This is a genomic window from Paenirhizobium naphthalenivorans (assembly GCF_007992095.1).
Classification (GTDB): Bacteria; Pseudomonadota; Alphaproteobacteria; order Rhizobiales; family Rhizobiaceae; genus Allorhizobium; species Allorhizobium naphthalenivorans.
Genome location: NZ_BJZP01000005.1, coordinates 225074 through 239742, shown reverse-complemented (window position 1 = coordinate 239742; position 14669 = coordinate 225074). Strand labels below are relative to the sequence as shown.

The window sequence follows — 14669 nt, the reverse complement described above, 5'->3', positions numbered from 1 at the left end:
CTTACATATAGGGGTACATCGGGAAGCGGCCGGTCAGAGCCACGACCTTCTCGCGCACCGCAGCCTCGACGGCGGCATTGCCTTCGTCGGAATTGGCGACCTTCAGGCCGTCAAGAACCTCGACAATCAGATTGCCGATTTCCCGGAACTCGGCCTCCTTGAAGCCGCGGGTCGTGCCGGCCGGCGTGCCGAGACGGACGCCAGAGGTAACGAACGGCTTTTCCGGATCGAAGGGGATACCGTTCTTGTTGCAGGTGACGTAGGCGCGGCCGAGAGCGGCTTCCGCGCGCTTACCGGTGGCGTTTTTCTTGCGCAGGTCGACCAGCATGAGATGGTTGTCAGTACCGCCCGACACGATGTCGAGGCCGCCGGAAACCAGGGTCTCGGAAAGCGCCTTGGCGTTCTTGACGACCTGGGCAGCGTAATCCTGGAATTCCGGCTGCAACGCTTCGCCGAGGGCCACTGCCTTGGCGGCGATGACGTGCATCAGCGGGCCGCCCTGCAAACCCGGGAAAACGGCCGAATTGAACTTCTTCGCCAGGGCCTCGTCATTGGTGAGGATCATGCCGCCGCGCGGACCACGCAGCGACTTGTGAGTCGTGGTGGTGGCGACGTGGCAGTGCGGGAACGGCGACGGATGCTGGTTACCGGCAACGAGACCGGCAATGTGGGCCATGTCGACCATGAGGTAAGCACCGACTTCGTCGGCGATCTCACGGAACCGCTTCCAGTCCCAGATACGGGAATAGGCGGTACCGCCAGCGATGATCAGCTTCGGCTTGTGCTTGCGGGCCGATTCGGCGACCGCATCCATGTCGAGCAGGTTGTCGCCTTCGCGAACACCGTAGGACACGACGTTGAACCACTTGCCGGACATGTTGACCGGCGAACCGTGGGTCAGATGCCCCCCGGAGTTCAGGTCGAGCCCCATGAAGGTGTCGCCCGGCTGCAGCAGCGCAAGGAACACGGCCTGGTTCATCTGCGAACCGGAATTCGGCTGAACGTTGGCGAAGTTCACGCCGAACAACTTCTTGGCGCGCTCGATCGCCAATTCTTCTGCGATGTCAACGTACTGGCAACCACCGTAATATCGCTTGCCCGGATAGCCCTCGGCATATTTGTTGGTCATGATCGAGCCTTGCGCCTCGAGAACGGCGCGAGAGACGATGTTTTCCGAGGCGATCAGTTCGATCTCGTGGCGTTGACGACCCAGTTCCTTCTCGATCGCGCCGAAAATTTCCGGATCGGTGTCGGCAAGCGTACGGGAAAAGAAAGCATCGGTATTCGACATGACTGCGGGCTCCTGACGGGTTGATGCCAAGGGGTCTTAACGTTCCATCTTGGCTAGGGCAATACAGGACGCGACATTTGCGCATCAAACAGCGCAGCCGCGTTTTCTTCACAGGTCAGCCGCCTGCCCTGGCCTGCGAAACCCCGCCAGGCAACCACCCAAGACCAGCGAGTGCCGATCGGGCCGAACCTGCGCGAAAGGCGAAATCCATGCCGACCACTCTGCGGATGCGTCGCCCGCCGGGTGACCTTATGCCGCAAGATCGACGGTCGGCCTGATACCGCACCGGTCACTGCGGCAGGATGTCATCCTCGACGGAGCCGGCCGGCTTCTCCACGCCGATATTGGTCTGGAGCGCGAGTTGTGCGTTGCCATCTTCTGCGTAGATATCGTCGCGGAACTGAACAATGTTGTCCTTGGCCGACCAGGCCGTGATGTAGACCCAGTGCACGCCGACCTCGTCTGCCAGCGGGATCGGCGTATTGACGCGAGTGGCGATGACGCGTTCGATTTCCTGGCGGCTCCAGCCGGGCGTGTTCTTCAGCAGCCAAACGACCAGATCGCGGACGTTCTGGACACGAACGCAGCCGGAGGACTCAAAACGCATCAGCTTGTTGAACAGCCCTTGAGTCGGCGTGTCATGCATGTAGACCGCGTCGGCGCTCGGGAAGTTGATCTTCGTCGAGGACATGGCGTTGATCTTGCCCGGGTCCTGGCGGAACATGAGGTTCGGCGCCTTGGGGGCGAACCAGTCGATGGTCTCCGGAGCGACTTCCTGACCTTGAGCGTCGATCAGGCGGATGCTGTTGCGCGCCAGATAGGTCGGGTCCTTCTGCATCAGCGGCATGATGTCCTTCTCGACGATCGAACGAGGCGAAGTCCAGTAGGGATTGAGGATGACGTCACTGACCTTGGAGTCGAGCGTCGGCGACGGACGGCTGATGCGACCGACGATCGCGGTGTTGCGCAGCGCAACGCGATCGTTCTCGACCGCCTCGACATAAGCGGCCGGAATGTTGACAACGATGTAGCGCTGCTCAAGCGGCTTGTTCATCATCGCCTGCAGGCGCTGCTGGTTGACGTTGAGCTGCATCAGTCGAGTGTCGGCCGGAACGTTAAGCGCCTTCAGGGTGAATTCTCCGAGAACCCCGTCCTGCGGCAGGCCATGGCGGGCCTGGAACCGCTTGACCGCGCCGTCGACATAGGAGTCGAACGAATTGGACATGCCGGCGGAGCGTGGCAGGTCGCCCGAGATCATCAGGCGCTGGCGCAATTGCTGCACCGACGGATCGATCACGCCGATCTTCAGCTTGACCGACGGAGTAACCTGCGGCCAGCCGCCGTTCGCAACGATAGCCTGATACTCGGTGATCGCCTGTTGGATGTAGATGAAATTGTTGGCGCTCAGCATCGGTGTATTGGACGTCACGGCAGCCGCTGTGCGCGACGCCTTGGCGTCAAACTGGTCATCCCAGTTGCCCCGCTTCGGCGCGCTGATCAGCTCATCGATGGCCGTCTGAGCAACTGCCTGGCCAGCAATGGCGACAGCGCCGGCTGCGGCAGCAGCCCCCGTCAGCAGTGCGCGGCGCGACAAGGCAACGATTCCAGACTTGTTCGACATTTTTCCTACCGTTTCCATATTCAACGTCTCACGCTATCCCATAGGATAGCATGGTTAATAAACAGGCGATGAACGCCCCGCGCCGTGGCACGGGATAAACTTCCACCACGGCAAGAATGCATCTCTGCATGCTTGGCCGGTCCCATATCAATATGGCCAATTCGTGGCTCGGTAACCCACACCATTTCACGAACACGTCATATGGACGGACCAGATCAAGGGCCGCGAATGCCGATCCGAGCAACCTACAGCGCGCGGCCGTTTCCCGCAACGCGAGCGGGCGCCATGACGGACATTGCTGCCGCCTGGCGCCATCTCGTGCTGCCGCATGACTGGAGGGAGTGCGGCAGAATGAGGTCTCTCGTGGATTAGAGACGGTACATGATGCTGTCGTTCCAGAAGCGATCGAGCCGCTGCAGCAGCTTGTTCATCTGGGTGAACTCGTCAGAGCCAATTCCGCCGACCTTGTGGATCGAACCGATGTGGCGCTCGTAAAGCTTGGCGACCGTTTCGGCGACGTCCTGGCCGGCTTCGGTCAGGCTGATACGGACCGAGCGGCGATCGATGCGCGAGCGCTGATGGTTGATGAAGCCGAGGTCGACCAGCTTCTTGACGTTGTAGGAGACGTTCGAACCGAGGTAGTAGCCCCGCGAGCGCAGTTCGCCGGCCGTCAGCTCGGAATTGCCGATATTGAACAGAAGCAATGCCTGGACGGCATTGACGTCATTGCGGCCCTGACGGTCGAACTCGTCCTTGATGACGTCGAGAAGACGGCGATGCAGGCGTTCAACGAGATGCAGGGATTCGAGATAGAGGTTCCGGATCGCGTCTTCCTGAGGATCGAGCGTTGCCGGCTGCGGCTTCATCTTGGTGTTCATATCGGTCTGCCTCACTGTTTGGGTGGCGGCTGTTGTTTTCTCCCGCCTTAGTGAGGACCATATCCAATGCGCATAAAATTCTATTTAAAACGCAGGCTTAACAGAGGCTTACCAAGTGCGCTCCTGCGATCAGGGTAAATCAACCCTTATCTCCTCGCCTTTGTGGCGCATTTCGAGCCAGAGCGCCAAGCGGAACACCATATAAACCAGCGCGACCACAGCATGCATGGTCACCACCAAGTTATTCAGGCCGAATATATCCGACCACACCCAGTACATCAGGATCTGTGCGATCGCCGCGAGCGCCCAGATGACCGGACCCCAGGAGACGGCCATCCACAGTCCAAGGGCGGCAACCGGGAAAAGCACAGCAAGGCTGACGGCGGCCACTTGCCAGGGCAGGTTAAGCAGGTCGAACCGTGACTGACCGTTGAGCGAATAGCCGACCAACATGGCCCAGTATTGCAGCGCGAACCACAGGCAGGCAACAGCGACCAAACGCAGAAAGACCACGAAGAGGATTTCGGTCAGACTGCGCCTTGGTCCATTTTGAGAATCAGGTTCCATGCGGCAAGGATAGCCGCAAGCACCATCTCCCCGCCAGCCACAGCGCGACCAAGCGTCGCCTTCCGCTTTGGCATTACCTGCCTTAAGTGCTATCCAGCCACAAATCACGCGACATCAACAAGGACTTCGCCATGCAGGACAAGACACATCTGGTCGACGACATCACCGGTCACCGCCGGATGCGTCGCAATCGCAAGGCCGACTGGACGCGCCGGCTCATGCTGGAGAACCGGCTCACTGTCGATGACCTGATCTGGCCAATCTTCATCATTCCGGGTGAAAACATCGTCGAGCCGATCGCCGCCATGCCGGGTGTCAACCGCATGACTGTCGACAAGGCCGTCGAGGCAGCGAAGGAAGCGGCCGACCTCGGCATTCCGGCACTGGCCACGTTTCCGAATGTTGAGATGAACCTGCGCGACGAAACCGGATCGCAGATCCTCGAGGCCAACAATCTGATCAACCGGACGACAGCCGCGATCAAGAAGGCCGTGCCGAATATCGGCATCATCACCGATGTGGCGCTCGATCCCTTCACCAGCCATGGCCATGACGGGATCCTGCGCGGCAATGAAATCGTCAACGACGAGACGGTCGACCAGATCGTGCGGGCTGCGGTGCTTCAGGCCGATGCCGGTTCCGACATCATCGCGCCGTCCGATATGATGGATGGCCGGATCGGTGCGATCCGTCGCGGCCTCGACGCAGCAGGCCACCAGTCGGTCGGCATCATGGCTTACGCCACCAAATTCGCCTCCTGTTACTACGGTCCCTACCGCGAGGCGATCTCGACCGGTGGACTGCTGAAGGGCGACAAGAAGACCTATTACATCGACCCGGCGAACGGCACCGAGGCCCTGCGCGACGCGGCCCTCGACGTCGAGGAGGGCGCCGACACGCTGATGGTCAAGCCCGGCCTTCCCTATCTCGACATCTGCTGGCGGATGAAGGAGGCCTTCGGCCTTCCGGTCTTCGCTTACCAGGTCTCGGGAGAATACGCGCAGATCAAGGCCGCGGCGGCCAACGGCTGGATCGACGGTGAGCGCGCAATGCTGGAAACACTGCTCTGCTTCAAGAGAGCGGGCTGTGACGGGATCCTGACTTATTTTGCCATGGACGTGGCGAAATATCTCGCCAAACAGGGCTAAGGATCGGACTGCCCGGATTGTATTTCCTCGGCACCGTCCCATATCAAATGCTCAAGACACCAGCGGGAGCCAAACATGACCCTCGATCCGAATCCGATCTATGCCGCACCGGACGACTGGCGCGCCTATAGCGGCGTGCTGTCGCGCCGAGTCTTCGCCTTCCTGATTGACTATCTGATTATCGCCGCACTCTGGATTCCCGCAGCAGTGCTGGTCTTTTTCCTGGGTGTGCTGACGCTGGGGCTCGGCTTCCTGCTTTACCCGATCCTGTTCTTCATCGTCGCAGGCCTGTACTTTGGCATGTCGCTGGCCGGCCCGTCGCAGGCGACGCCGGGCATGAAGGCGATGGGCATCGCCATGGTCCGCCTTGATGGCCGGCGCATCGACTTCGTGCTGGCGATCGCCCATCTGGCGCTGTTCTGGATCCTCAACTCGGTGCTGACTCCGCTCATCCTGCTCGCCGGCCTGTTTACCGAACGGTCGCGACTGGTACACGATCTCCTTCTCGGTACGGCTATCATTCGGACGGCCTGAAACGCTGGTAGCGGCGATGCCCGCCGCCTTTCTCCAGATACAGCCTTACCCGGCTTTGCTCGTATCGTTTTGTGACAGAGTGTTGACGTTTTCCAATCTTGCGCCATGCTGTCCCGAATATTCGTGACGAAAGGCTTCCGACCGGCGAACGATGAATACCCAGGCCTCTCCCTCCCCACAGTTCTATCTCACGGCGCCGGCGCCGTGTCCCTACCTGCCGGGCAACATGGAACGGAAGGTCTTCACCCATCTGATCGGACCGCGCGCCACCGAAATGAACGACCTGCTGACGCATGGCGGGTTTCGCCGGTCGCAGAACATCGCCTATCGCCCGGCCTGCGAAGCCTGCCGGGCCTGCGTCTCTGTCCGCATCCTGGTGGACGAGTTCGAGCCGAGCCGAGCCTTCAGGCGCGTGGCAGCGGCCAACAAGGACGTGGTCTCGACAGTTTTTCCCGCCCAGCCCTCCACAGAGCAGTTCTCGCTGTTTCGCACCTATCTCGATCATCGCCATCAGGAAGGGGGCATGTCCGACATGTCGGCGCTCGACTATGCCATCATGGTGGAGGACACACATGTCCAGACACGGTTGATCGAGTACAGGCTCCGCAGCCCCGGCGACGGGCTCGCCCTGCAGCCGAAGGGCGAACTGATCGCGGTTGCGCTCTCCGACCAGATGAGCGACGGTCTGTCGATGGTTTATTCCTTCTTCAATCCGGCCCTGACCAAGCGGTCCCTCGGCACGATGATGGTGCTCGACCACGTCAAGCGCGCCAAGACCCTCGGCCTGCCGCATGTCTATCTCGGCTATTGGGTCAAGGGTTCGCACAAGATGGACTACAAGACCCGCTTCCAACCGCAGGAGCATTTGACCAATCAGGGATGGGAGCGTTACGAGGCCGGTCAGGACGATATTGGCCAAGACAGGGCCGGGCAATCAGACGACGAATCCTGACCAGCAGACGGTCATAGAGCGCCTATTTCTTGCCACGACGAAAGCCCGTTCCCGGACGGACACCGCCCCGGAAAGCGCTCCCAGTCCGGACTCGCCAACAATCAGGATGTCGTCACGACCGCATCGACCGGTCTGCGGGGCGAGTAGACCATTGGCGGCGCCTGTCCGAAGCGCAAGACCAGATCGGGTCTGCGACCGGGGAAACCGGCAAGGCTTGCCATCTCACCGCGTAGGGACGCGACCTCGACCGGTTGGTTGACGAAGGCCGTCTTGAGACCGAGCGCGGTTGCCATCAGGCAGAGGCGCTGGCAGGCGCGTCCCACGGCGATCCAGCCAGCCGGCCCTTCATCGACGGCCGAGAAAACAGCGACACCGGCCGAGCTATCCATATGACGCGCGTATTTGTCAGCCTCGCTGGCGGACTTGAACGCCAGATCGAAGGCAATGGACCCTAGCCATTCTGGAAGCGCGGGATTGCCGCTTGTCGGCGCATAAAGCCCATCTCCCCTTGTCATCGCCGTCGATGGACTGAAGCGCAACCAGTCCTTCAACTCCCGCATAAAGGCAGGATCGTCCATCTGAACATCGTTACCGGCGATGACGAGGTCCCGCACGCGATCAATCGTGGACCGCTCCGTGACAAGGGCTACGTCGACACCATCCATCACAGCGCTCTGCGAGAGCCTGCGGAGATGGTCGGAGGCCACCGCTCTTCCGTCATAGAGACTGCGGGTCGACTGGCGCAGTGGAATGGCTTGAAAGAGTTCCGCGGTTGCCGGATCGACCGTTCCGGGCAGCGCGGAGAAAGAGAAGCTCGCTCCCTCCTCGCCATCGATCACCACGTCGCCAGACTGCCCCGTCGCCCTTGCCGCGACGGCGAGGTTCTCGATCGCGCAACCAAGGCTGACATAAAGATGGTGGTCGTCCGGATCGACGACCGGTGTGCGCCGCGAAACGTCCGGCAGGATCGCGATGCCTCTTGCGCTTTGGCGAAACAGCCATGGCTGCGTGTTATGCCCGTTGGGAGCCAGGGTTGCATAGCGGATGAGCTCACTGGGGCCAGCCGATTGCGTCAATGGCTTGCGCAAACGCCGCGCGAACTCGGCATAGCGCTCCGTCGCAAGCTTGGTTGACAGCACCGCCCCTGCCCCGCCAGCTGCAAGAACAGCAGCCCCTCCTATCAGTATCCCGCGTCGGTTCAGCATCGGCCATCTCCTCAGGTACGATAATGGAGCATAGAGCGGCGGAACAACGACGCGTTGACGGGGATCAATTGCGTGGCGCAGCTTCACGCATCGGGTGGCTGCAACTGGTGCCAGCGCGAGAAGGCGTGAAAAGCGATCAACGGGGACGGCACGCATCCCCGTCGATCATACTCTTATGCTCTCCTGCCCGGATTGAGATCAGCCGGAGAACTTGCCGCTGCGGGGAAAGCCTTTCGGCACTGTCCGGCCGGCAGCGGCGCGGTCGCCCTGCCATTCGACCAGTTCATCCTTGTTCTTGGTGAAGACCCGACCCGCACTGTCTTCCCAGGTGAGGCCGTCAGCGATGGAAAAGCACTTGATGTCGGAGACTCCGCCATCCTTGTAGCGCTGCAGGCGTACGCCCTTGCCACGTGTCATTTCCGGGATCTGAGCCAGCGGGAAGACCACCATCTTGCGGTTCTCACCGACCACAGCGACATGGTCGCCCAAGACAGGAACGACCAGCTTCGTTTCATCCGGCATGCCGACATTCATCACCTGCTTGCCCTTGCGGGTATTGGCGACGATCTCACTTTCGGCAACGATGAAACCATTGCCCGCCGTCGAGGCGATCAACAGCTTGCGACTCGGATCATGGACAAAGGCAGTCAGCACATCCTGGTCATTTTCCATGTCGACCATGATGCGTAAGGGCTCGCCATGACCACGACCGCCCGGCAGCTTGTCGCCGCCCAACGTGTAGACCTTGCCGCCGGTGGTGATCAGTAGGATCTTGTCGGTCGTCTGCGCCGGGAAGGCGACGCGCAATCCATCGCCTTCCTTGAAGGTCAGGCTCGACGTGTCGGATATGTGGCCCTTCAGTGCGCGGATCCAGCCCTTCTCCGAGATGACAACGGTAATGGGCTCCTTCTCGATCATCGCTTGCTGGATCGCCTCGACGTCGGCGACCGGCGCATTAGAGAAGGTGGTCCGGCGGCGACCGAGTTCAGTCGCCTTGGCATACTTCTTCTTGACCTCGCCGATCTCCCAGGAAACCGTCTGCCATTGCTTGTCGTCGGAGGCGAGCAGTGACTCGATCTCGGCCTTTTCTGCCGACAGAGCCTCATGCTCCTTACGGATCTCGAACTCCTCAAGCTTACGCAGATTGCGCAGGCGCATATTGAGGATCGCCTCGGCCTGGTTGTCGGTCAGATCCCATTTCGCGACCATCACCGGCTTGGGTTCGTCCTCCTCGCGGATGATACGAATCACCTCGTCAAGGTTGAGATAGGCGATCAGCAGGCCGTCGAGGATCTCGAGGCGGCGGTCGATCGCCGCAAGGCGGAACTTCGAACGGCGAACGAGAACGTCCTTGCGGTGATCGAGCCATTCGCTCAACACTTCGTTGAGCGCCATCACCTTCGGGACCTTGCCCTGCGACAGAACGTTCATGTTGAGCGGGACTCGGCTCTCGAGTTCGGTCAGCTTGAACAGCGATTCCATCAGAAGCGTCGCATCGACGGTCCGGCTTTTCGGCACCAGCACGATGCGGACATCCTCGGCCGACTCGTCGCGAATATCCTCCAGCAGCGGCAGGCGGCGCGCGATCAGCAATTCGGCGATCTTCTCGATCAGCCGCGACTTCTGCACCTGGAACGGGATCTGGGTGACGACGATCTGATAGCCGCCGCGGCCGAGATCTTCCGTTTCCCATCTGGCACGGACGCGGAAACCACCGCGTCCGGTGCGGTAGGTCTCCAGCATGCTCTCCCGGCTTTCGACCACAATGCCACCGGTCGGGAAGTCCGGTCCCTCTATACCGCCCCGCTGAGGATTAGCAGGATCGGCAAGCAATTCTTCGACGGTCGCGCCGGGATTCTTGATCAGGTAAAGGGCCGCATCGCAAAGCTCGTGGGCATTGTGTGGCGGGATCGAGGTTGCCATGCCGACGGCAATGCCCGAGGAGCCATTGGCCAGAAGGTTCGGGAAGGCGCCGGGCATGACGACTGGCTCGTCATCTTCCTCGTTATAGGTCGGACGGAAGTCGACGGCGTCCTGCTCTATGCCTTCGAGCAACAGCGCCGCGACATCGGTCATGCGCGCTTCGGTGTAACGATAGGCAGCTGCGCTGTCGCCGTCGATATTGCCGAAATTGCCCTGCCCGTCGACGATTGGATAGCGTTGGGAAAAGTCCTGCGCGAGACGCACCAGCGCGTCATAGACCGACTGGTCACCGTGCGGGTGGAATTTACCGATAACGTCACCGACGATACGGGCGCATTTCTTGAACGCCGAGTTCGGGCGGATACCCATCTCGCTCATCGCGTGGATGATGCGCCGATGCACCGGCTTGAGCCCATCGCGCACGTCGGGCAGCGCCCGATGCATGATCGTCGACAAGGCATAAGCGAGATAGCGCTCCTCGAGCGCCGCCTTCAGATCGATCGGTTGAATGTTGTCGCCATCGTCGCCGGGCGGAATAAGACTTTTCCCCATGGTTCTCAACTAGACGAGAACACCGCAAACAGCAAGGAATCCTGGCATTCCGGCTGTGGATTACCGACGGTGTGACAACAGTCACGGCAGCATGCGCGAACCGTCGCCGTTCGTTGGAAAGCAGTGGAAGTTTTCGTCCTTGCCCATATAAGGTTCGGAACAAATTTGCCGCGCGGAAATCCCCCATCCCACGAAAGGACAGTCTCATGATCCGACTTCGCACCAAAAGGCTCCTGCTGACCGGCGCCACATTCGCGGCTCTGTCCAGCCATGCCTTCGCACTCGATGGCCAGGACCTCCTGACCAAGATCAACGCCGCCTACGCCGCCGGAAGCGGTGTGCTGAAAGCAGAAGCCATCGAGGTCAACGGCAATGACGTCGTGCTGAAGGGCACGACCTTCACCGCCACCGGGCCGCACGAAAAATCGGTCTTGCTCGGCAATCTCAATCTGCAGGATGTGACGGAAGAAGCTGACGGCGCCTACCATATCGATCGCATCGAGTTCCCGGAGGTCAACCTGACCGAAGAGAAAAACAGCGTCAAAATCAAAGATCTCTACCTGGCCGGGGTGCGGGTCCCGGGCAATACGGCCGGTGAAGGCCTTGCCTCCATGATGCTCTACGAGGAAGCCCACAGTGGTCCGCTCACCGTCATCGCCGACGGCAAGCAGGTATTCTCACTCGAGGAAGCCAGCGGCACGATGGCCCTTTCCGACGATGAAAGCGCGCTCTCCTTTGACGGCAGCGTCACCGGCATCAAGGCCGACCTCACCGGCGTCGAGGATGCCAAGAGCAAGGATGCGATCGACGCGCTCGGTTTGCAGACTGTGACCGGCGAGATCAACGTCAGCGGCAGTTGGGACCCCTCCTCCGGAACAATCGACCTGGACGAATATGCCATTGATTTGAACCACGTCGGCCGTCTTTCCCTGTCCTTCGCCTTCACCGGCTACACGATGGATCTGGTCAAGCAGCTGCAGGAAACCGCCCGCACCATGCAGGCCGACCCGAACAACGAGCAGGCCCAGCAGGCCGCCGGCATCGCGATGTTCGGCCTGATGCAGCAGATGTCCTTCCAGAGCGCGCGGATCAGCATCGAAGACGCCGGGATCACCAAGCGCGGCCTCGATTATGCCGGCAAGCAACAGGGGTCGAGTGGCGAACAGATGGGCCAAATGGTCAAGGGCATGCTTCCGATCCTGCTCGCCCAAGCCAAGCTCGGCGCCTTACAGAACGAGATCTCAGAGGCCGTCAACACCTTCATCGATGATCCGCAGAACATTACCATCACCGCGGAGCCAGAAAAGGAGGTCCCCTTCCCGATGATCATGGGCGCGGCCATGGGGGCACCAGAAAGCCTCCCCACGCTGCTTGGCGTCAGCGTTTCCGCCAACGACTGACACTATCGACAAACGATCAGAGCGCCCGGCCAGCAACCGCCGGGCGCGACAGTCTAACTCATGCCGGAGGATTGACCCGAGCGGGACTTCCGTTAAGGCTAAAGCCCGGTTCAATCGCCTCGTCGGCTCAAATCGCGAAACGGACGATCATGTTCGGCTGGCTACAGCGCCCTGTCACCATATCCGAAAAGCTTGAAGGACACGACTTCGAGCCGGCCCATGCCGACTATTATGCCGGAGCGCCGAATCGCCCTCTCCACCTCCTCTTGCAGGCCCGCACCGACTTCCTTTCGGTCTGGCGAGTCGGCGATTTCAAGGAGAAGGTCAGCGCGCTCAGGATCATGGGGCGGCAGGTCGTGGTGATCAATTCACCCGACATGATCCGCCACGTCGTCGTCAATCGTCATGAGAACTTCGAACGCAAGTCGCCGCAAATGCGGCGCGCGCTGGAGTATCTGCTGGGCGATGGCCTATTCATTTCCGACGGAGAGACATGGAAACAGCGCCGTTCGCTGGTCAACGACATCGTTCACCGCAACCGGGTGCCGACCTTTGGGCCGGTAATGGAAAAAACAGCGAGCGAAATGGTCGAACGCTGGAGTTCCATGGCCGATGGAGCGGAGATCAACGCACTTCACGAAATGGCCGGACTGACCGCCGAAATCATCTCGCGCAGCGTCTTCGGCAATCAGCTCGGCCATGAAAGCGCCGATGCGATCACCGACAGTTTTTCGAGCTATCAGTCGCTGATCGATTCGGTCAATCTTGGCTATTTCATCGGTTTCGACGAGGGCTTGCCGGTGCTGCGCACCCCTTCACTCAAACGATCGGTCAAACGCATCCACGACCTGATCGACAAGGTGGTTGAGGATCACCTCGCCGGCCGCGGCGATCACAGCTCCATGGTGGACCTTCTGATCCGTCGCCAGCAGCGCAATCCGGAGCTCAATCTCGACATGGTCGCCCTGCGCAACGAGGCGGCGACGATCTTCATGGCCGGGCACGAGACGACGGCCGCCACCCTCACCTGGGCTTGGTATCTGCTTTCGCAGGCGACCTGGGTGGAAAAGGAAGTTCATGACGAGATCGCCCGCGTCTGCGGCGACCGCGTGCCGACGATCGATGACGTACCGCAACTCGACTGGTGCCGCGCTGTGATAGAGGAAACGCTCAGGCTCTATCCGCCGGTGCCGATCCTCGCCCGCCAGGCCAAGGAGAAGGACAGGATCGGAACTGTCGACATCGCGCCTGCCTCGCTGGTGCTGATTGTGCCATGGTTGCTGCACCGGACGCCCAGCCTGTTTCCCAAGCCGCATCACTTCAGGCCTGAACGCTTCCTCGGCGGCAACCGGCCGAAACCCTACAGCTATATTCCCTTCGCCAGCGGACCGCGCATCTGCCCCGGCATGCATTTCGGCCAAACCGAATCCATCCTCTGCCTCGCCATTCTGGCGCAGAAGTTCAGCCTGCGCCTGCGCCAAGGACACAAGGTCGAACCACTCTGCCGGCTGACGCTGCGCCCCAAGGGCGGATTGCCGGTGACGCTCCATCGACGGGAGGCATGATGCTATGAGTGACGACAAGATTCCCGCCAAGACCACTATTGCCAAACGCAAGGCTTGGCGTTTCCGCCCACCGGAAGCCCCCGGTCTCTCCGACCTCGCGGCCGGCGGCGACAGGCGCAAGGCTTTCCTTCGTTACTGGATCAACGACAATATCTGGAATGGCCTGCACCTTCTTGGCCACTTCGGCCTGAAACTCCTGCCTATGGATGCCTGTTCGCACTTTGGCGCTCGGCTCGGCATCTATGCCATTCCGCGCTATCATAAGGCTGCGGAGAAGAGGGCGCGGGCCACGATCGCCCAGCTCTGCCCTCACTTGAGCGCCGCAGAGCAGGACGCGCTTTTTCTCGAGAACTGCCGCACGCAGGGGCGCTTGATGACCGAGTTCTCGGTGATAAACCGCCTGAACCGGCATCCAGAGCGAATCGGGATCCACAATGTCGAATGGGTTGTCGACGCGGCCAAGCGCGGGCCTGTGATCTTTGTCGGAATGCATCTCGGCAATTGGGAAATCGGGCCCATTGTGCTGCACCGTGTCGGGCTCGTGCCCTACATCAACTATACGCCGCCACCGGGACGGGCCAAGGCTTGGATCTCGGAGCGCGTCCGGCGCAAGAACTGGCTCAACTTTCTGCCACCCGGCCTGCAGGGCATCCGCCCCGCCGTCAGCGTGCTGAAGAAGGGCGGCATTGTCTCGGCTTTCTGCGACGAGGGTGTAAACGGCAAGATCCGTGGCCCGCTGTTCGGCCGGCCACCGCATCTTGAAGGCAATCTGGCGATGACCATCCGGCTTGCGCGAATGACCGGGGCGACAATCTGCCCGTGGTACAATCTGCGCACCGAGGGATTCCGGTTCGAGGCCTATGCGTTGCCGCCAATCGTTCTGCCGCCGGAGGCCAAGTCCGGTGCCCGCCTGCTCGACGATATCCAGCTGCTCAATGACGCCATCGAGCCGGTAATCCGCGAGCACCTCGACCAGTGGTTCTTCCTCGACAACGCCTTGCCGAAAGCCTGATAGACCGGTTTGCAAAAAGCC

General features: G+C 60.8%; 12 protein-coding genes. 6 read left to right on the top strand and 6 right to left on the bottom strand.

Annotated features, from left to right (window positions below; all coding sequences use genetic code 11):
- Position 1: 1 nt before the first annotated feature.
- The 4 genes from glyA to RNA01_RS07645 form a co-directional block, all read right to left on the bottom strand.
- On the bottom strand, positions 2-1291 hold the full coding sequence (glyA, locus tag RNA01_RS07660) for a serine hydroxymethyltransferase (protein WP_147179372.1): 1290 nt from the start codon (positions 1289-1291) through the stop codon (positions 2-4).
- Positions 1292-1580: 289 nt separating this feature from the next.
- Positions 1581-2912 carry a L,D-transpeptidase family protein gene (locus tag RNA01_RS07655; RefSeq protein ID WP_147179371.1) on the bottom strand — a complete coding sequence of 444 codons (1332 nt, stop codon included), beginning with the start codon at positions 2910-2912 and terminating at the stop codon, positions 1581-1583.
- Positions 2913-3280: 368 nt separating this feature from the next.
- Positions 3281-3790: a transcriptional regulator LdtR gene (gene ldtR / locus RNA01_RS07650; RefSeq protein WP_147179370.1), complete on the bottom strand. Its 510-nt coding sequence runs from the start codon at positions 3788-3790 to the stop codon at positions 3281-3283.
- 129 nt (positions 3791-3919) lie between these two features.
- Entirely contained in the window at positions 3920-4303 is a 384-nt protein-coding gene (locus RNA01_RS07645; RefSeq protein WP_307725726.1) for a DUF6163 family protein, read from the bottom strand.
- A 185-nt stretch (positions 4304-4488) separates the two neighbouring features.
- Between RNA01_RS07645 and hemB the strand changes: the two genes are divergently transcribed.
- The 3 genes from hemB to RNA01_RS07630 all read left to right on the top strand — a co-directional run bounded on the left by hemB (position 4489) and on the right by RNA01_RS07630 (position 6991).
- Positions 4489-5505 carry a porphobilinogen synthase gene (gene hemB, locus RNA01_RS07640; RefSeq protein WP_147179368.1) on the top strand — a complete coding sequence of 339 codons (1017 nt, stop codon included), beginning with the start codon at positions 4489-4491 and terminating at the stop codon, positions 5503-5505.
- Positions 5506-5580: 75 nt separating this feature from the next.
- A complete protein-coding gene (locus RNA01_RS07635; protein ID WP_147179367.1) occupies positions 5581-6039 on the top strand; it encodes an RDD family protein in 459 nt (152 codons plus the stop codon).
- Between the two features lie 151 nt (positions 6040-6190).
- On the top strand, positions 6191-6991 hold the full coding sequence (locus tag RNA01_RS07630) for an arginyltransferase (protein ID WP_147179366.1): 801 nt from the start codon (positions 6191-6193) through the stop codon (positions 6989-6991).
- Between the two features lie 101 nt (positions 6992-7092).
- On the opposite strand, the gene RNA01_RS07625 is transcribed toward RNA01_RS07630, so the two are convergent.
- Together RNA01_RS07625 and parC are read right to left on the bottom strand one after the other, a co-directional pair.
- Positions 7093-8196, bottom strand: coding sequence for an Acg family FMN-binding oxidoreductase (locus RNA01_RS07625; protein ID WP_235916487.1), 1104 nt, complete (start codon positions 8194-8196; stop codon positions 7093-7095).
- A 198-nt stretch (positions 8197-8394) separates the two neighbouring features.
- A complete protein-coding gene (gene parC / locus RNA01_RS07620) occupies positions 8395-10671 on the bottom strand; it encodes a DNA topoisomerase IV subunit A (protein ID WP_147179365.1) in 2277 nt (758 codons plus the stop codon).
- 206 nt (positions 10672-10877) lie between these two features.
- Here parC and RNA01_RS07615 point away from each other — a divergent pair, with 206 nt between their 5' ends.
- From RNA01_RS07615 to RNA01_RS07605, 3 genes are all read left to right on the top strand, one after another.
- Positions 10878-12071, top strand: coding sequence for an aq_1923 C-terminal domain (locus RNA01_RS07615; protein ID WP_147179364.1), 1194 nt, complete (start codon positions 10878-10880; stop codon positions 12069-12071).
- A gap of 149 nt (positions 12072-12220) precedes the next feature.
- Positions 12221-13636, top strand: a complete 1416-nt coding sequence (locus RNA01_RS07610; protein ID WP_147179363.1) for a cytochrome P450 — start codon at positions 12221-12223, stop codon at positions 13634-13636.
- A gap of 4 nt (positions 13637-13640) precedes the next feature.
- Entirely contained in the window at positions 13641-14648 is a 1008-nt protein-coding gene (locus RNA01_RS07605) for a lysophospholipid acyltransferase family protein (RefSeq protein WP_147179362.1), read from the top strand.
- Positions 14649-14669: the final 21 nt, after the last annotated feature.